This is a genomic window from Gluconobacter oxydans DSM 3504 (assembly GCF_000583855.1).
Taxonomy (GTDB): Bacteria; Pseudomonadota; Alphaproteobacteria; order Acetobacterales; family Acetobacteraceae; genus Gluconobacter; species Gluconobacter oxydans.
The window spans coordinates 121,839-138,817 of record NZ_CP004373.1 but is presented as its reverse complement, the minus strand read 5'-3'; the positions used below and the strand labels follow the sequence as shown (position 1 = coordinate 138,817).

General features: G+C 60.8%; 18 protein-coding genes and 1 tRNA gene. 14 read left to right on the top strand and 5 right to left on the bottom strand.

The window, feature by feature from the left end:
• The first annotated feature begins 1 nt into the window (after position 1).
• Genes GLS_RS00615 through GLS_RS00605 form a run of 3 tightly spaced genes read left to right on the top strand, consistent with a single transcriptional unit; the run spans position 2 to position 2,539 of the window.
• The gene (locus GLS_RS00615; RefSeq protein WP_011251720.1) at positions 2 to 475 is read left to right on the top strand and encodes a MarR family winged helix-turn-helix transcriptional regulator; all 474 of its coding nucleotides are present in this window, start codon (positions 2 to 4) and stop codon (positions 473 to 475) included.
• Entirely contained in the window at positions 472 to 1,170 is a 699-nt protein-coding gene (locus GLS_RS00610) for a response regulator (protein WP_011251719.1), read from the top strand. Before GLS_RS00615 ends, GLS_RS00610 begins: the two co-directional genes overlap by 4 nt.
• Complete coding sequence (locus GLS_RS00605) at positions 1,148 to 2,539, top strand: ATP-binding protein (RefSeq protein WP_052327402.1); 1,392 nt, start codon at positions 1,148 to 1,150, stop codon at positions 2,537 to 2,539. The genes GLS_RS00610 and GLS_RS00605 overlap by 23 nt, the downstream gene beginning before the upstream one ends.
• Before the next feature lie 6 nt (positions 2,540 to 2,545).
• Here the strand turns inward: GLS_RS00605 and GLS_RS00600 are convergent, their stop codons facing one another.
• Complete coding sequence (locus GLS_RS00600; RefSeq protein WP_041110521.1) at positions 2,546 to 3,118, bottom strand: outer membrane protein assembly factor BamE; 573 nt, start codon at positions 3,116 to 3,118, stop codon at positions 2,546 to 2,548.
• A gap of 107 nt (positions 3,119 to 3,225) precedes the next feature.
• Between GLS_RS00600 and GLS_RS00595 the strand changes: the two genes are divergently transcribed.
• The 7 genes from GLS_RS00595 to GLS_RS00565 all read left to right on the top strand — a co-directional run bounded on the left by GLS_RS00595 (position 3,226) and on the right by GLS_RS00565 (position 7,687).
• Positions 3,226 to 3,807 carry a DUF177 domain-containing protein gene (locus GLS_RS00595; protein WP_041110520.1) on the top strand — a complete coding sequence of 194 codons (582 nt, stop codon included), beginning with the start codon at positions 3,226 to 3,228 and terminating at the stop codon, positions 3,805 to 3,807.
• A 153-nt stretch (positions 3,808 to 3,960) separates the two neighbouring features.
• Positions 3,961 to 4,173 carry a 50S ribosomal protein L32 gene (gene rpmF / locus GLS_RS00590; protein WP_011251715.1) on the top strand — a complete coding sequence of 71 codons (213 nt, stop codon included), beginning with the start codon at positions 3,961 to 3,963 and terminating at the stop codon, positions 4,171 to 4,173.
• Between the two features lie 72 nt (positions 4,174 to 4,245).
• Positions 4,246 to 5,355, top strand: a complete 1,110-nt coding sequence (plsX, locus tag GLS_RS00585; protein WP_041110519.1) for a phosphate acyltransferase PlsX — start codon at positions 4,246 to 4,248, stop codon at positions 5,353 to 5,355.
• Between the two features lie 5 nt (positions 5,356 to 5,360).
• Positions 5,361 to 6,335 carry a beta-ketoacyl-ACP synthase III gene (locus GLS_RS00580; RefSeq protein ID WP_041110518.1) on the top strand — a complete coding sequence of 325 codons (975 nt, stop codon included), beginning with the start codon at positions 5,361 to 5,363 and terminating at the stop codon, positions 6,333 to 6,335.
• Between the two features lie 74 nt (positions 6,336 to 6,409).
• Positions 6,410 to 6,736 carry an integration host factor subunit alpha gene (locus GLS_RS00575; RefSeq protein ID WP_041110517.1) on the top strand — a complete coding sequence of 109 codons (327 nt, stop codon included), beginning with the start codon at positions 6,410 to 6,412 and terminating at the stop codon, positions 6,734 to 6,736.
• The gene (locus GLS_RS13465) at positions 6,726 to 7,550 is read left to right on the top strand and encodes a MerR family transcriptional regulator (RefSeq protein ID WP_052327401.1); all 825 of its coding nucleotides are present in this window, start codon (positions 6,726 to 6,728) and stop codon (positions 7,548 to 7,550) included. Before GLS_RS00575 ends, GLS_RS13465 begins: the two co-directional genes overlap by 11 nt.
• Positions 7,551 to 7,610: 60 nt before the next feature.
• A tRNA-Pro gene (locus tag GLS_RS00565) sits at positions 7,611 to 7,687 on the top strand.
• 22 nt (positions 7,688 to 7,709) lie between these two features.
• Here GLS_RS00565 and GLS_RS00560 read toward each other — a convergent pair.
• From GLS_RS00560 to GLS_RS00550, 3 genes are all read right to left on the bottom strand, one after another.
• Complete coding sequence (locus GLS_RS00560) at positions 7,710 to 8,834, bottom strand: AI-2E family transporter (protein WP_041110515.1); 1,125 nt, start codon at positions 8,832 to 8,834, stop codon at positions 7,710 to 7,712.
• Positions 8,835 to 8,956: 122 nt separating this feature from the next.
• Complete coding sequence (locus GLS_RS00555; protein WP_052327400.1) at positions 8,957 to 9,403, bottom strand: DUF3574 domain-containing protein; 447 nt, start codon at positions 9,401 to 9,403, stop codon at positions 8,957 to 8,959.
• Complete coding sequence (locus GLS_RS00550; RefSeq protein ID WP_041110513.1) at positions 9,400 to 10,242, bottom strand: NUDIX hydrolase; 843 nt, start codon at positions 10,240 to 10,242, stop codon at positions 9,400 to 9,402. Before GLS_RS00550 ends, GLS_RS00555 begins: the two co-directional genes overlap by 4 nt.
• A gap of 122 nt (positions 10,243 to 10,364) precedes the next feature.
• On the opposite strand from GLS_RS00550, the gene GLS_RS00545 reads away from it, so the two are divergent.
• The 4 genes from GLS_RS00545 (at position 10,365) to GLS_RS00530 (ending at position 15,250) form a co-directional block, all read left to right on the top strand.
• On the top strand, positions 10,365 to 12,146 hold the full coding sequence (locus GLS_RS00545) for an ABCB family ABC transporter ATP-binding protein/permease (protein ID WP_226986597.1): 1,782 nt from the start codon (positions 10,365 to 10,367) through the stop codon (positions 12,144 to 12,146).
• A 71-nt stretch (positions 12,147 to 12,217) separates the two neighbouring features.
• The gene (gene rpmB / locus GLS_RS00540) at positions 12,218 to 12,520 is read left to right on the top strand and encodes a 50S ribosomal protein L28 (protein ID WP_041110511.1); all 303 of its coding nucleotides are present in this window, start codon (positions 12,218 to 12,220) and stop codon (positions 12,518 to 12,520) included.
• Between the two features lie 170 nt (positions 12,521 to 12,690).
• Positions 12,691 to 14,793 (top strand): elongation factor G, encoded by a 2,103-nt coding sequence (gene fusA / locus GLS_RS00535; protein ID WP_041110510.1) that lies wholly within the window; start codon positions 12,691 to 12,693, stop codon positions 14,791 to 14,793.
• Between the two features lie 82 nt (positions 14,794 to 14,875).
• On the top strand, positions 14,876 to 15,250 hold the full coding sequence (locus GLS_RS00530) for a VOC family protein (RefSeq protein WP_041110509.1): 375 nt from the start codon (positions 14,876 to 14,878) through the stop codon (positions 15,248 to 15,250).
• A 58-nt stretch (positions 15,251 to 15,308) separates the two neighbouring features.
• Here the strand turns inward: GLS_RS00530 and GLS_RS00525 are convergent, their stop codons facing one another.
• A complete protein-coding gene (locus GLS_RS00525; RefSeq protein WP_041110507.1) occupies positions 15,309 to 16,892 on the bottom strand; it encodes a S10 family peptidase in 1,584 nt (527 codons plus the stop codon).
• Positions 16,893 to 16,979: the final 87 nt, after the last annotated feature.

Below are 16,979 nucleotides of genomic sequence, written 5' to 3'. Positions count from 1 at the left end.
CATGGACGTTCCGTCATCTGCCACGGCGCATCTCTATCTGCGCGAAGACCGTATCCGTCAGTCCTACGAAGCCATGATGCTGGCCTGGCGGACCCTGAATGCCGATTGCGAGGCGCTTTTGCGTGAAAAAGGGCTGGGGCCTGCGCATCATCGCATCCTGTTCCTGACCGCCGCCCATCCGGGGATCACGCCTGGTGTACTGCTGAACAGTCTGGGCATTACCAAGCAGTCTCTGGGGCGTGCTCTGGGAGATCTGCGGGAGCGCAAACTGCTTATTCAGGAAGAAGACCGTCATGATCGCCGCAAACGGCCTCTGCGACTGACGGCGAGCGGAGAAGCGCTGGAGCGCGAACTCTTTCTCATGATCCGCGAAGTTATGACCCGGGCATATCGCGAAGCCGGCATGACGGCTGTCGAGGGGTTCCGGCGGGTTCTGGCGCCCCTTCAGGTTCCGGCGGAAAGTCGCGCACGATGAGCGATGAACATATCCTGGTGGTCGATGACGACCCGCGTCTGCTGCGGTTGCTTCAGCGTTACCTGTCGGAAAACGGCTATCGTGTCAGTACGGCGCTGGATGCGCAGACGGCACGGGAAGTCCTGCAGCGCATTCAGCCGGATGCTCTTGTCCTGGATGTGACGATGCCGGGCGAGGACGGTCTGTCCCTGACGAACAGTCTGCGCAGGGACGGTCTGTCGCTGCCGATCCTGCTTCTGACGGCGCGTGGCGAACCGGCGGACCGGATTGGTGGGCTGGAAGCGGGGGCGGACGATTATCTGGGCAAGCCTTTCGAGCCGCGGGAGCTTCTGCTCCGTCTGCGGGCGCATCTGCGCAGGATGGTACCGTCCCTCCCGGCTGTGGATGAGGTTCCGGATGTCCTGCGTCTGGGGGAGCTGGAATTTGACGTCAAACGAGGCCTTCTCAGTGGGCCGCAGGGAGCGGTCCATCTGACGGGCGGTGAGTCCGCTCTTCTTGGGGTGCTGACCCGTCAGCCCGGGACGGTACTCTCCCGTGAAGCCATCGCCCGTGCTCTTGAAATGGATGAAATCGGCGAGCGGGCCGTCGATGTGCAGGTTACGCGTCTGCGTCGCCGGATCGAGGCTGATCCCAAGGAGCCGCGTTTCCTTCATACCGTCCGGGGAAAGGGCTATGTTCTCAAGCCGGGACGCTGAGCCTGTGGGGGAGCGGGACGACGCCTGGCAGAAGCTGGACCGCCCGCTGAGGCGTATCCTGCCGCGTTCCCTGATGGGGCGATCCATGCTGATCGTTCTCATTCCGCTGCTGGTTACGCAAGCCATTGCGCTGGGCCTGTTTTATGGCACCTACCTGAATGTGGTCTCCAGGCGCCTCTCGGACGGTGTGACGGGTGAGGTCTCGCTCGTTATCGCCATGATCGAGCACACCTCTTCAGAGGCCGAGCGGACGCTCGTTCTTCAGGATGCGTCGTCCCGGACCCAGCTCGGATTTTCATTCCAGCCCGGCGAAATGCTTTCCCGGTATGGCACCAATCATGTTCTCGGCCCGATGGATGACGATTTCGCGCGTTCCATCCGGCAGAATCTTGGCCGGCCCTATGATGTGGACTGGTCGGAGTCTCCGCAGACCGTCCGGGCATCCATTCAGCTTCCTCAGGGTGTAATGGTCGTCATGGTGCCGGTGAAGCGTCTGAATATCGGGCCGATCTGGCTGTTCGTCGTCTGGGCTGTCAGCAGTTCCATCGTGCTGTTCCTGATCGCAGGCCTGTTCATGCGCAATCAGGTGCGGGCCATTCGCAGGCTGGGCCATGCGGCCGAACTGTTCGGTATGGGGCGGGATCAGGGGCCGATCCGTCCGCAGGGCGCGCGGGAAGTCCGTCAGGCTGCCATTGCCTTCAACCGCATGCAGGCGCGCGTCAATCGTTTCGTGGCGCAGAGGACGGCGGTTCTCGCCGGGGTGTCGCACGATCTGCGGACGCCTCTGACCCGCCTGCGTCTGACCGTCGCCATGATCCCGACCTTTGGACCGATCCGCGCCGAGACCCTGAAGCCGGATCTCGCGGATATGGTTGCAGATATTGAGGACATGGAGCGTCTGATCGGCAGCTATCTGTCATTTGCCCGGGGGGAAGGTGCGGAAGAGCCCGTTCTGACTGAACTGAGGGCCATGCTGGATGATGTCGCGGCGGCCACGGTGAGGGCCGGGGGGCAGGTTCTGGGCGTGGAAGGGCGTGAGGGCGTGGAAGCTACGGTGCGCCCCGATGCCCTGCGGCGTGTGCTGACAAATCTTGCGGAAAATGCCCGCCGTCACGGGGGTGCCATGCGCTTTTCCCTGCGTGAGGGAGAGCGGAACGTTGAAATCACGGTTGAGGACAACGGTCCGGGTCTGTCGGCCAGTCGCCGGGCGGCAATTTCGGAGCTTAATGGCACGACGGCCAGTCAGGATGGGAACAGCGGGCTGGGGCTGACGATCGTGCGGGACATCATTCATGCCCATGGCGGATCGATCCGTCTGGTGGAGAGCCCGCTGGGAGGTCTGGGCGTAGTGCTCAGCCTCCCGAAATAGTCAGGCTCAGGGCAGCGTATTGCCAGCGCCGCCATTGCCGGTGCCCTGACCGCCCATCGGGCCGGTGCTGCCACCGAACTGGCTGCTCATGCCGCTCATCGGGTTGTAGCGGCCGACATTGCCCAGCAGCTCCTGCAGGATGGACGAACTGGTGCCCGGCGTGGGGGTCTTGGCGCCGACCATGCCGACATACATCGCGTTCTTCTTGTTGAGCGTGTCCATCTTGCGCAGGACGCCGCCGTTATCGAAGTTCAGGACCACGACCTGCTGCTTCTTCACGCTCGGGAAGGTCAGTGGCGTCGGGGACGTGATCATGGACACGTAGATCCATGTGTTGTCGTCGAAGGTCGCGTGGGCGGTCGGCGAGCCCAGCAGATCCAGAACATCCGTGCGTGTGCTCGTTCCGGGAACGAGCTGCGCGTAGTCGGTCTTTTCGATCAGGGAGCCGCGCGGCTCGGGAATCGGGGAAAAGAACGAGCATCCGCCGAGCAGCAGCGGGACACATGCCACTCCGGCCTGTGCGAAACGGCGAAGGAGGCGTGTTCTGCTTTGGGGCGTCGGGGAAGATGCGTTATTCATGGATCCGGAAACTATCCTGTGCAAGAGAACCGCTCAAATGAGCGCGTGCCCGAACGGCGCCTGCATGTCAACGATTTCCCCCATATTCCGGGGGCTGGAGTGCCTGAATGTCCCATTCACCCGAATTTTCCCGACGCATCCCCTTCAATCGGCTGGGATCGGGACTGGACGAGACGATCGAGGCCTCGGCCGCCGAGCGCAAGGCTCTCGCCGCCCGGCTCGGAATCCCTGAGATCGAAACCCTGGTCTGCCGGTTCCGCCTGACGCCTTCGGAGAACCGGAGTGTTCTGGCGGAAGGGCATCTTTCGGCGAAAGTTACGCAGATCTGTGTCATTACGTCCGAGCCTTTCGAGGACGTGCTGGCCGAGACCTTCTTCCTGAAGTTCATTCCTGCAGCCGACATGCCGGAAGACGAATTCGATATCGATTCCATCGATCTGGATGGACCGGACGAGGTTCCGCATGACGGAAAGGCCGTCGATATCGGTGAGGCGGCGGCCGAGCAGCTGGCCCTGATGCTGGACCCGTATCCGCGTAAACCCGGCGCCGGTCTGGAAAATGCAGTTGACGTGGCGCCTGCAGAAGGGGAAGAAGGGGCACATCTGTCTGGCGAGGGGCCGGATGGTCCGCGCCGTCCCAATCCGTTTTCGGCGCTTTCCGTGCTGAAAAACGGGGACAGGAAAGAATAAAATCCCACGTCTGACTTGCGGGTTGCCCCGGGCTCTGCTAGAGCCGCCCGCCTGAACTCGACGTAATTACGAGACGACGAACAACAGGGCACCGGATGCCGCGGGGAGCGGAGCAGGGGTGCCGACACTGAAGCAGAAAGAGGCATAAAAGCCATGGCCGTCCCTAAAAGAAAGACTACGCCGTCCCGTCGTGGCATGCGTCGCAGCCACCAAGCCCTGGGTGTTGAGGCTCATGCAGAGTGCTCGAACTGCGGCGAGATGAAGCGTCCGCATCACGTTTGCAGCCACTGTGGTCATTATGACGGCCGCGAAGTGGTCGCTGCTGGAAACAGCGGCAAGGGCCTGAAGACCGCCGTCCGCGCCTGATCCCTACCTGCGGGTCCGTAGCTTCCAGAGAGCGCGGCCCGCATCTGTGATGCTGTCCGGGAAACTGTCTCAATGACCAAAGCGCCTGTCACGCCCGAACGTGACATCGCGGCCTCCGGGCCTTACGCCCTCGCCGTCGATGCAATGGGTGGTGACAGGGCCCCGGATATCGTCCTTGCCGGACTCGATCTGGCCGCCGACCGGCACCCGAAGGCCCGTATTCTCCTGATCGGGGATGAGGCCCTTCTCAGACCGGCTCTGGCAAAATATCCCAAAGCTGCCCGTCTGTGTGATATCCGCCATGCTGCGGCAAGTATCTCCATGGACATGAAACCGACTGCGGCGCTCCGCGTGCGGGGCTCGTCCATGCGCATGGCCATGGAAGCCGTCGCCGCCGGGGAAGCCTGCGGTGTGGTGTCGGCTGGCAACAGCGGTGCCATGCTTGCGCTGGCCAAGATCATCGTCAAAGCCCTGCCAGGCATTTCCCGTCCGGCCATGATTGCTGTCGAGCCTTCCGCGCGCGGTGATATCGTGATGCTGGATCTCGGGGCGAACATCGCCTGCGATGCGCGTAACCTGGTCGAATTTGCCATCATGGGTGAAGCCTTTGCACAGGCGGCCCTTGGTCTTCCGTCTCCCACGATTGGTCTTCTCAATGTCGGTTCGGAAGAACTGAAGGGCGATGACCGTCTGCGTCAGGCGTCTGAACGGTTGCGGGCTAGCCCGCTGGCTCCCCAGTTCCACGGCTTTGTGGAAGGTCATGACATCACCGCCGGGACGACCGATGTGGTGGTGACGGATGGTTTTACGGGGAATGTTGCCCTGAAAACCGGTGAAGGGGCTCTCAAGCTGGCCTTCAGCCTTCTGAAGCGCGTGTTCCAGACCAATCTTCTGACCCGTCTGGGGTATCTTCTGGTCAAGCCGGGTCTGGAGCGGATGCGGGAATGGATCGATCCGCGTCGCTATAACGGCGCCCTGTTTGTCGGCCTGAACGGTATTGTCGTGAAGTCGCATGGCGGTGCGGATGGTGAGAGCTTTGCCGCGGCCGTCGATGTTGCCATGGATGCCGTCACGCACCATCTGAACGACAAGATCCGCGCCCGCCTGGAGCAGCTTGGAATGGGGACTCCCGAGCCTGTCGCTCCCGCCGCTGCCAAGGCTGCCCCTGAACCTGTGAGCTGAAAAACATGTCCGATCCCATTCGTGTCCGCCTGACGGGTGTCGGGGGCTATCTTCCGCGTGACGTCGTAACCAACGATGATCTTGCCCGGAAATTCGGTATCGAGACTTCGGACGAATGGATCAGAACCCGGACCGGCATTGGCCAGAGGCATATCGCCTCCGGTGACGAGACGACGGCCAGCATGGCGGCCGAGGCTGCGCGTCAGGCGCTGGAATATGCCGGCGTGGATGCGTCACAGGTCGATGCTGTTCTGGTCGCCACAGCGACACCGGATCAGGTCTTTCCGGCCGTGGCTGTGCAGGTGCAGGCGCGTCTTGGCATGACTGCCGGGTTTGGCTTTGACATCAGCGCGGCCTGCTCGGGTTTTGTCTATGCCCTCGCGACGGCAACGGCCCTGATGCAGTCCGGACAGGCCAAAAAGGTCCTGGTGATCGGCAGCGAAGTCTTCTCGCGTCTGCTGGACTGGACCGACCGGTCCACCTGCGTCCTGTTTGGCGATGGTGCAGGTGCGGTTCTTCTGGAAACCGGTGCAGGGGAAGGCGAGGGCGTTCTGTCCACGCATCTGCATTCGGACGGTCGGACCGGTGATATCCTGTATGTGGATGGTGCGGCGGGCTGCCCGTCCACATCGCAGCATCTGCGGATGCAGGGCCGTGAGGTTTTCCGTCATGCCGTCGTCAAGCTTTCGCAGGCTGTCGATGAGGCCCTCGAGGCCAATGGTCTGACCGGGCAGGATATCCAGTGGATGGTCCCCCATCAGGCGAATCTGCGCATCATTGACGGAATGGCCAAGAAGCTGGCGCTTCCGGCGGACCGGGTGGTCGTGACCGTGGACCGTCATGCCAATACGTCTGCGGCGTCGATTCCGCTTGCTCTGAACGAAGCTGTGCGGGATGGACGGGTCAGGAAGGGTGATCTGGTGCTGATGGAAGCGCTGGGTGGTGGTCTGACCTGGGGATCCGCTCTCATCCGGATGTAAGCCTGTGCCCTGACAATGGGCAGGTTAATGATTGATTCCTTTGACTGTTCTGAACGTCATGATACGCAAGTGACATGAGCACAGTCACGCGCGCGAATCTTGTCGAGCATCTCTATAGTCGTGTCGGTCTTTCCCGGCATGACTCCTCCATGATTCTTGAAAGCCTGCTGGGTGTGATCTCAGACCGCCTTGAAGCAGGCGAATCCGTGAAACTGAGCGGATTCGGAACATTCTCTGTCCGCCAGAAGGGCGAGCGTATCGGCCGCAATCCCAAGACGGGTGTGGAAGTTCCCATTCTGCCGCGGGCCGTGCTGGTGTTCAGACCTTCCCAACTGCTGAGGGACCGTATGAACGGTTCCGAGAATGGCGCAGCGGCCGAGGCTTCCTCCCATGACAGATAATTCCGCATCCCAGGCCGTCATGGTTTCGCCGAACGATGACCTTGCTTCCGCTCCGGAAAAGGTCAGGAAGGCGCCCGAGGCGTACCGCACCATCAGCGAAGTCGCTGAAGAGCTGCATATTCCTCAGCACCGTCTGCGGTCCTGGGAAACCATTTATCCGGGCGTAAAGCCTTTTCGCGGGGAAAGTGGCCGCCGCTATTACAGCCCCGAGCATATCGAGACGCTACGGCTGATTTCGGATCTACTTTATGTGCAGGGGTACAAGGGGCAGGGGGTTCTGCGGGTTCTGAGAGAGCGCCGTGCCGAGAAGGCGCGCGCGGCCGCCCAGAAGGCTGTTCCGGAGGCAGTGCCTGAAACGGTGCAGGAGGTTTCGGCAGCATCTGTGGAAGCGGTTCATGTTCCGGTTGTCACGGTTGAGGCGACTGAAGAAAGTCCTGCGTCTGTTGTGGATGCAACACCGGTGGCCGAGCCTGTCGAGAATGAAGATACTCCGGTGACGCCGATAGAAGCCAGCGTTGACGACATTGTTTTTCCGGAAGTTCCTGCCGCGGCCCATGAGGTCGTTGTGACGGAAACGGTTGACAGCACGGCGGAAAATGAGAGCCCCGAAGCCGAAGCCGAAGCCGAAGCCGAAGCCGAAGCCGAAGCCGAAGCCGAAGCTCCCGATTCTGCTCTGCTCGTGACCCTGCGTGACGAAAACGAACTTCTTTTCAATACGCTGGAAAAGACCGAGGCTGAAAACAGCCTGCTGCGTTCGGAACTGCGCGAAATTCTGGAAGAGCTTCGCAATTTGCGAAATCTTCTGCCCGTCTAGTCACAATGCCCCATTGCGGTGACGGCGGGACACTGCTAAACCACCGCCACCGCAGGACGACGGGCAGTAGCGCAGCCTGGTAGCGCACCAGTCTGGGGGACTGGGGGTCGTGGGTTCGAATCCCGCCTGCCCGACCACTCCTGCGGTAATTTCCCTTTCTTAAGATCCTTTGTCTTCTGCATAGACGCCCTTGCGCGGATTGACTTCCGTCCAGAGTGTCCACAGCAGATGCAGCGCGGCCATGATGGCCGGTCCAAGGAACAGGCCCAGCAGACCCCAGGTCTCGGCGCCTCCCAGAATTCCAAGTAGAACCCACAGGAACGGCATTTTCGTGCTGCCGCCAATCAGGGCGGGGCGGATGAAGTGGTCTGCGATGAAGATCACGACTGAGCCGATGGCCGAGACGACGATTGCACCGATCATGCTGCTCTTTGCCAGCAGAAGCAGGGCCACCAGTCCGACCGTCGGCCAGGCCAGGAACGGGATCATGGCCGCCACGGCCGTCACCATCGCAAACAGCAGGGGCTGGGGCGCGCCTGTTGCCATGTAGACGATGCCCATGATCGCCCCTTCGCCCAGACCCACCAGAACAAGCCCTGCCAGCGTGCCGTGCACGGACGAGATCATCTGCTTGGCCAGGCTTTCACCCTGTTCGCCGAACAGGCGCTGCGATCCGAGCAGGCATTTGCGGATCACGCTGTCTCCATCCTTGAGCAGGAAGAACAGCGTCAGGAGCGAGAAGGCGAACAGCGTGCCGCGGCGTGCAAGCTGCGATCCGACCTGTTTGGTCATCTGCATGCCATGTCCCACATCCACCGAATGAAGCAGATGGGACAGGCGCTGCGGGCTCGTCATGTGGTTCTGCCACCAGTTGGTGGCCTGTGCGGACAGGAACGGCAGGTGCGGAACCCATTCCGGCATCGGGATGCCGTTGTTCCGCACGTCATCAATCCATTCCAGCGCACTCCGCGCCTCATCCGCGACCTTCACACCGACCAGCGAGACGGGCACCAGGAAGATCAGAGCCACCGCCAGTGTAAAGACCATCGGCAGCCAGTCGCTGCGGCCGAAGCGCAGCTCGGCTCTGCGGTAGAGGGGCCAGATCGAAATGGCGAACACGCAGCCCCACAGCAGCGCGGGCAGGAAGCCCTTGAGCGTGTAAAGGCCGATCGCCACGAAGAAGAGCGCCAGGAAGCCCCGTGCACGCCGCTGGATCGTTCCGGTTGAGGCGGAGGCCTCGACCGTGATGGTGTCGGGAGAAGGGGGCGGAGAAAAATCGGTCATGAGAATTCCGGAATGAAAATATGTCTGAACTGTCGTCCTGTGCAGAGAGACCTGCTCCGACGAGAGAAGTCCGGATGAAGAAAGATGCAGGAACCTGAGTAACACTGTTCCGCATCATGGAACTATTCCACGGGCACGTTTTCGAATGAAGAGCAGCCGGACTGGATGGCCAGTCCGACGGCCTGCTGACTGAAACGTTTCTGATACGCCTGACGAATGGCTTTCAGATAAGGCTGCAGGTTGCGATCCGAAGACGGAGCCACGATCCAGACGATTCGCGATGCTTCGCGGATGATCCGGTGGCCTGCTGCATCATACCACTGTCCCTGCGCGTCAATCACGGTGAAACCTGCGGGAAAGCGTGGCGTGATTTCGCTGTCCACGAAATTCTGCCAGTCATCGCCATCGATGATGCTGCCATCGGGGCGGCTCAGGCCAAACATCAGTCTGATCTGCAGACTGTCGCGGGTCTGGATTTCGCGGCACAGATTGGGTGTGACGCTGACGGGCACGATACAGCCGCCGAGCAGCGGAGCTGTCAGGGTCAGCAGAAGCAGCGTTTTCTTCACGCAGTCCGACCCGTCAGGGCGTCTCGCAGGATCGCGGCTTCAGCAGGGGCGAACAGGCTGCGGCGAATGAACAGGTCGATCAGGACAAGATTGACGTTGAACTTGAACGCATCGGTGTCCCGGACCAGCGCGACGACTTCCTGAATGGGCAGAAGGTGAAAGCTCTCTACCTCGCCATCCTCCGCTATGGGCGTGAAACCCTGCGGAAGGAGCAGGTCATAGCAGTGCAGCACGTCGCGTCGCAGCCCTTCGGGGCGCTCAAGTGCGTATTCGATCCGGCTGACGGCGCGGGCGGTTGCTGCCAGTTCCGCCGGGATGCCGGCTTCTTCCTGCGCTTCCTTGATGACTGTTGTCTGCGGATCGAGGCCTGCGCTCATGCCGCCTGCGACCAGATGGTCCAGTTTTCCCGGATCCAGACGCTTGCTCATGCTGCGACGGGCTACCCAAAGGAAAAGTCCGTCCTCACGTTCGACCAGTCCGTTCAGATGCACGCCTTCGGCGGCCAGTCCCAGAACCGGTATGGCGCCGCGATCCACTTGGCCCAGAACGATGCCGCTGTCATTACGGACATCGAAGGCTTCCTCATGCGACGCGTAGAGCCCCATGTCGCATAGGGCTTGGGAGAACGGCAGAAGCTCCGTGCCGGCGTTTACGCCGAAACCCTGGTCCTTCTGAAGGCCAAGTGATTGAAGCGTCTGTGCGGTTGTGGGGCTGACCCAGCCGATCTGTTCTGATCCGCAGAAAAACGGAAGGCGGCCACCTGGCAGGACTGCGCTGTTGCAGGCTGCAATATGCCGAAGAAAGGGTTCGAGGGCAGGGGGGAAGGATTTGTCAGACACAGAGCGATATGTCGCATGCAGACAGGCATTTGCAAAGCATCGCCTGCACTTCCCATAGTCTGCCGATGCTCAAGAAAACCGATTCGACATCTGAAGCGCTCTCCCTGCGGGTGCTGTGGCCCATGATCCGGCCCGAAAAACTCTGGCCCGACGCGACACGCATCGGTTTTGCACTCATCATTCTTCTGGTGGAAAGCGGCACGGCCGTCGCCACGCCCTGGCTCTTCAGCCGCATGGTCAGCAGCCTGTCGCGTCCCGAGACCCTGCTGGCTGTTCCGCTCTGGCTGATCGCCCAGTATGCGGTCATCCGGATCATTTCGGGGCTGGCGACCCCGCTGCGGGAGCTTCTGGTCAAACCTGTCGAAACGGATCTTCAGCGTCGTGTGGCGGTGCTTGGGCTGCGCCATCTGCATGATCTGAGCGTGCGTTTCCATCTGGACCGGCAGACCGGTTCCCTGACACGCACGCTTGATCGGGGGGCGGATGCGGTCGGGACGCTGCTGTCCCTGGCGCTGTTCAACGTGTTGCCTAATGTCATCGAACTCCTCATGACGCTGACCGTCATTCTGAAGATCTTCGACTGGCGTTACGTCGGGCTGCTTCTGCTGGCGCTCGGGCTGTATTCTTCTGTCTCTTATGTCTTTACCCGTCTGAGAATGACGGCGAGACGGGCCCGGAACCGTGCCAGTAACGAGGCCCAGCATCAGCTGGTCGACAGCATTCTGAATTTCGAGACGGTCCGCAGTTTCGCCAACGAACCGCATGAAATTGCCCGGTACGACGCGGCTAGGAAGGATCTCCGGCAGGCTGAAATCAGCCTTCAGCGTTATGTCAGCCTCTCCCAGATCAGCCGCGGCATTCTGATTGCGGTCACGACGACGACCCTTCTCGCGATGGCGGCTCATGATATCGTGGCGCACCGGTTGGCGGTTGCGCAGTTCGTGTTGATCGGCAGCTATCTGAGTGGTCTCTATTCTTCGGTGGGCGCCCTGAATTACGTCAGTGCAGGCTGGCGCAATGCGCGCGTTGATCTGGAGAACTATCTCGAACTGCTTGCCGTGCGCTCCGAGATCACCCATGCCGTCCAGCCGGTTCGTCTGCCGGGAAAGCTGTCGGAAGCGGGGGCGGCGTCCGTTGCGTTCCGGCATGTTTCCTTTGGCTACAGCCCTGCGCGGCAGATCCTGCATGATGTTTCCATCAATATTCCCGCAGGTACGTCTCTGGCGATTGTCGGGCATACCGGGTCAGGCAAATCCACCCTGGGGCGTCTGCTGACCCGGGCCTATGATCCGACCGAAGGCTCGGTCTGCATCGACGGTCATGACCTGCGCGATATTGCGCCGACCGACATCCAGAACATCATCGGGACGGTTCCGCAGGATACGGTGCTCTTCAATTCCAGCATTGGCGAAAACATTGCCTATGGAGATCTGTCAGCGTCTCGTGAGGAGATCGAGAAGGCGGCCCGGAGTGCGCAGATCGATGCCTTCATCCGTGAACTTCCCGATGGGTATGACACTGTTGTCGGTGAGAGGGGGCTCAAGCTTTCCGGTGGCGAGAAGCAGCGCGTAGCTATTGCGCGCGTCATCCTCAAGGACCCGCGCATCCTTCTGCTGGACGAGGCCACGAGCGCGCTCGATACCCGCACGGAAGTCGCCATCCAGAAGGAGCTGGCCGTCCTGTCGCAGGCGCGCACCACGGTCATTGTCGCGCACCGTCTTTCCACGGTTCAGGATGCCGATCGCATCGTGGTGCTTGACGCGGGGCGCGTGGTGGAGCAGGGAAGCCACACGAAACTGCTGTCCGCAGGTGGCCATTATGCCGCAATGTGGGCCGCACAGGCCGGTGAAAACGTCGCTGGACAGCTCTCGGGGGTTGACGAAGCCCCCAAGCATACGTCATAAGCCGCGCCTGATTTACGGAACACGCCGGACCTCGCTGTCCTGCGTCATCCAGCATCGAGGAAAGTACCACCATGTCTCGCCGTTGCCAGATCACGGGCAAGGGCGTGCTGACGGGCAACAACGTCAGCCACGCCAATAACAAGTCCCGCCGTCGTTTTCTCCCGAACCTGCAGGAGACCACGCTGATCTCCGATATTCTCGGTGCTTCGGTGCGTATGCGCCTGTCCACCAACGGTATCCGCACGGTCGAGCACAACGGTGGGCTGGATTCGTTCCTGCTGGGTACGCCGAACCGCAAGCTTCCGACGGAAGCCCAGGTCATCAAGCGCCGTATCCTGCGCGTTCAGGAACGCAAGGCTGCCCAGACCGCCTGAGAAATCTTTGCCGGACTTTGTTTGGTAACAAGATTGCTCTTGAAAACCATGGCGGTCTGCGTCATTCAGCCGCCACTGGGATAAATCAGGTTCGGTCCTTTCAATAGGACCGCAGCGGAGGTGTTTCGGTTCAGGCTGAAACACCTTTCATTGTATTTTGGAGGTTCTCCGTGTCCGAAAGCGTTCAGGAAGCCAAGTCGGCTCTCTCGAAGATTCGCAACATCGGTATTACCGCGCATATCGATGCCGGTAAGACCACGACGACCGAGCGTATCCTGTATTACACGGGTGTCTCTCACAAGATCGGTGAGGTCCACGAAGGCAACACCACCACCGACTACATGGCGCAGGAACGTGAGCGTGGCATCACGATCACCTCGGCAGCCGTGACGTGTGAGTGGAACGACCACCGCATCAACATCATCGACACCCCGGGCCACATCGACTTCAACATCGAAGTCAACCGTTCGCTCCGCGTGCTCGATGGCGCGATCTTCGTGATCGAAGGCGTGGCCGGCGTGCAGCCGCAGTCCGAAACGAACTGGCGCCTTGCTGACCGTTACAACGTTCCGCGCATCATCTTTATCAACAAGCTCGACCGTACCGGTGCGGACTTCTACTACGCCTTCAGCACGCTGAAGGAGAAGCTCGACATCGTTGCAGTGCCGCTGCAGCTCCCGATCGGCGCCGAAGAAAACTTCATCGGTGTGGTCGACCTGGTCGAGATGCGCGCCATCGTGTGGGAAGGCGGCGAACTCGGCGCCAAGTTCCACTACGAAGAGATCCCTGACGATCTGAAGGAAAAGGCTGCCGAAGCCCGCCAGACGCTGCTCGACACGGCTCTCGCCATGGACGACGCTGCCATGGAAGAGTACTTCGAGAAGGGTGACGTGGACGTCGCAACCCTGAAGAAGTGCATCAAGAAGGGTGCGATCTCCGGCGAATTCCGTCCCGTCATGTGCGGTACGGCCTTCAAGAACAAGGGCGTGCAGCCCCTGCTCGACGCCGTCATCGACTACCTGCCGGCTCCTGACGAAGTCGAAGGCATCCGCATCGCTCCGCCGGAAGGCGAAGAGGTCGACGAGGACTTCCTGCCGATCGTCCCGGTTGATCCGGACGGCAAGTTCGCTGGCCTTGCGTTCAAGATCATCTCCGACAAGTACGGCACGCTGACCTTCGTCCGCGTCTATCGTGGCGTCCTGAACTCCGGTGACACCATCCTGAACACGACGAAGGGTCACAAGGAACGCGTCGGCCGCATGTTCCAGATGCACGCCGACAAGCGTCAGGAAGTGAAGTCCGTCGGTGCCGGTGACATCGCCGCATTCGTGGGCCTCAAGGACACCGTCACGGGTGACACGCTTGCCGATGCCGCCGATCCGGTGGTTCTGGAGCGTATGCAGTTCCCGGTCCCGGTCATCGACATCTCCGTCGAGCCGAAGACCAAGGACGCCGTCGAGAAGATGACGCTGGCCCTGCAGAAGCTGACGGCCGAAGATCCGTCCCTGCACCTCAAGACCGATCAGGAAACGGGTCAGACCATCCTGTCCGGCATGGGCGAGCTTCACCTGGACATCATCGTTGACCGTCTGCGTCGTGAATACGGCGTCGATGCCAACATCGGTGCACCGCAGGTGGCCTATCGTGAGACGATCACGAAGCCGCATGTCGAGACCTACACCCACAAGAAGCAGTCTGGTGGTTCGGGTCAGTTCGCTGAAGTCAAGATCGAGTTCGCTCCTTCCGAGAAGCCGGATGAGATCATCTTCGAGAACAAGGTCGTCGGTGGTACGGTTCCGAAGGAATACATCCCGGCTGTCGAAAAGGGCATCCGCATGCAGAGCACCACGGGTGTTCTCGCCGGCTTCCCGACCGTGGACTTCAAGTTCACGCTGCTCGACGGTAAGTACCATGACGTTGACTCGTCGGCTCTGGCCTTCGAAATCGCCGCCAAGGCCTGCTTCCGTGAAGGCATGAAGAACGCCGGTCCGGTGATCCTCGAGCCGATCATGGACGTGGAAATCACCACGCCGAACGATCACGTCGGTGACGTCGTGGGCGATCTCAACCGTCGCCGTGGCATCATCCAGAACCAGGAAACCGCTGGTTCGACCGTCATGATCCGTGCACAGGTGCCGCTGAAGGAAATGTTCGGCTACATCTCGCACCTGCGTTCTGCAACGAAGGGTCGTGCATCCTTCACTATGCAGTTCCATCACTACGATCCGGTGCCGCGCAACGTGGCTGAAGAAATCATCGCGAAGTCCGCCTGATTTCTTCACTCCGGTGAAACATCAGACCCCGCCAGAGCAATCTGGCGGGGTTTTTTGTATTCCCCTTTCAAGGAAAGACCCGATGTCCCAGTCTGAACCCCGGAGATCCGTCATTGCCATTCTGCCGGTGAACGATCTCGCGCAGGCAGAGCAGTTTTTTGCGGTCCTCGGCTTCTCGTCCCGCAACGGAAGTTCAGCCGAATACAGGCTTCTGGAAACGGCGGACGGTGAGGAACTCCATCTGACGCAGGCTATTCCCGGCTGGGTTGAGGCCGGGCGCAATCCGTTCGGTCTTTATTTCCGTCGTCCGGATGTGGATGCGCTGGCGCAGGCCTTCGCGGGACGGGTCCTTGAAAAGGAAGGGCCGTCGGTCAGGCCCTGGGGCATGTACGAGTTTGCGGTCAACGGGCCTGACTGCGTCCTTGTGCGGATCGGCTGGCCTGTCCGGAAGGGCTGAGCACAAAAAAAGCGGCGAAAGGTTTCCCCTTCGCCGCCTTGTCCGGTCCCGTCAGGGATCAGTGCAGATTGTCTGTCCGACGGATGAAGGCTGCCACGTTGTCATGGAGCTGCTGCAGCGTCGCCGGGTCCACATAGACCATGTGGCCGGACGTGTACTGCGCATATTCGATGTTCTTCTGCAGGCTGTTCGGCATCGGCAGATGCTTCATCTCGTACACGCCTTCAAAATAAGGCGTTGCGAGATCGTAGTAGCCGGCGTTGAGCATGACATGCAGGTTCGGATTGGTCTTCATCGCCATGGCCAGATCCGTCATGACGTTCGGCTCGCCCTTGGGCTGGTAGCCGTGGCCGGGCTGACGGTGATGGCTGTCCCAGTGGCCCTGGCTGTTATAGAGGCGATAATCCTCGTCCGTGCCGTATTTGAGCGTGTTGCGGACGTAGTCGTTGAAGACCGTGACATAAGCCGAGCTGATGGCGCTGGACTGCGGATCGTAATCCACTTCCTGGCTCATCGGATCGATCGTCGGGCTTGAATAGCGGGTGTCCAGACGGCCCGTCGCCATCCCGGTCTTCGCCTGAAGCTGCTGGTCGAATTCGCCGCCATTGACGCGCAGATCCGCCCGCAGAATGTAGTCGACCGGCAGGCCCGTGTAGTCATGCAGCTTTGCCGCAATGGCCTGACGCTGGTCTTCCGGCAGATCCGCACCCTGACGCAGGGCCAGCGTGTAGTCGGTCATTGCGAAATGCTCGACCTCATGCAGGAAAGCCTTCAGGTCCGGATGTTCGGCCGGCAGGCAGTGATGGTACCAGGCCGTGGCGGCGTAGGTGGGCAGGGCGAGCACATACGGATCGTCCATGCCGGCATTGAACTGCGGGCTGTCATCGCTGTTGTCGTAGTTCAGGATCTGCGACAGCAGGATCACGCCGTTGAAGTCGATGTTCTCGTCCTGCTCAAGGTCGTTGATGACCACGGCCGAGCGCATCGTGCCATAGCTCTCGCCGAACAGGTATTTGGGCGAGTTGTAGCGGTGATACTTGGCCAGGAACTTCGAGATGAAGTGGGTGAAGGCTTCACCGTCACCATCGACGCCAAGGAATTCCTTGTCAGCGTCCTTGCCGGCAATCCGCGAGAAACCCGTGCCCGGCGCGTCGATGAAGACGACGTCCGAGACGTCCAGCAGGGACTGCGGGTTGTTGATGAGCGCATACGGAGCGGCCGGCAGATGGGTGTCACCCGGCGTGTTCACGCGGCGTGGGCCGAAGGTGCCCATGTGTACCCAGACGGAGGCCGAACCCGGGCCGCCGTTATAGAGGAAGGTGATCGGGCGCTTTTCGGCGGGAACACCTTCCTTGAAATAGGCGGTGTAGAACATGGAGGCGACGGGCGCGTTCTTGCTGTCGTCATCCTTGCCGCCATCGAGCTTGGTGCCACGCTTGGCCAGGATATCGCCGGAATCGTTGTAGTCGGCGCCATGAACCAGAATGGTGCCTGCAACTGCCCGGTAGGGGATGGTCGCGCCATTGACCGTTACGGTTCCGTTCGTCACGCTGTCAGCATTGGGCGCCGGTGTGGCAGGACCTGCCGCCAGAGCAGGCACAGCCATCATGGCTGCACCCAGAAGAAGGGCCTTGCGAAGCATGCAGAGGAACTTTCCGTTGGATGTTATGACGCGAGCTTTCTAACCGCAGGCGGCCGCACTGGACAAGAGTTGCGGCCGCGGATCATT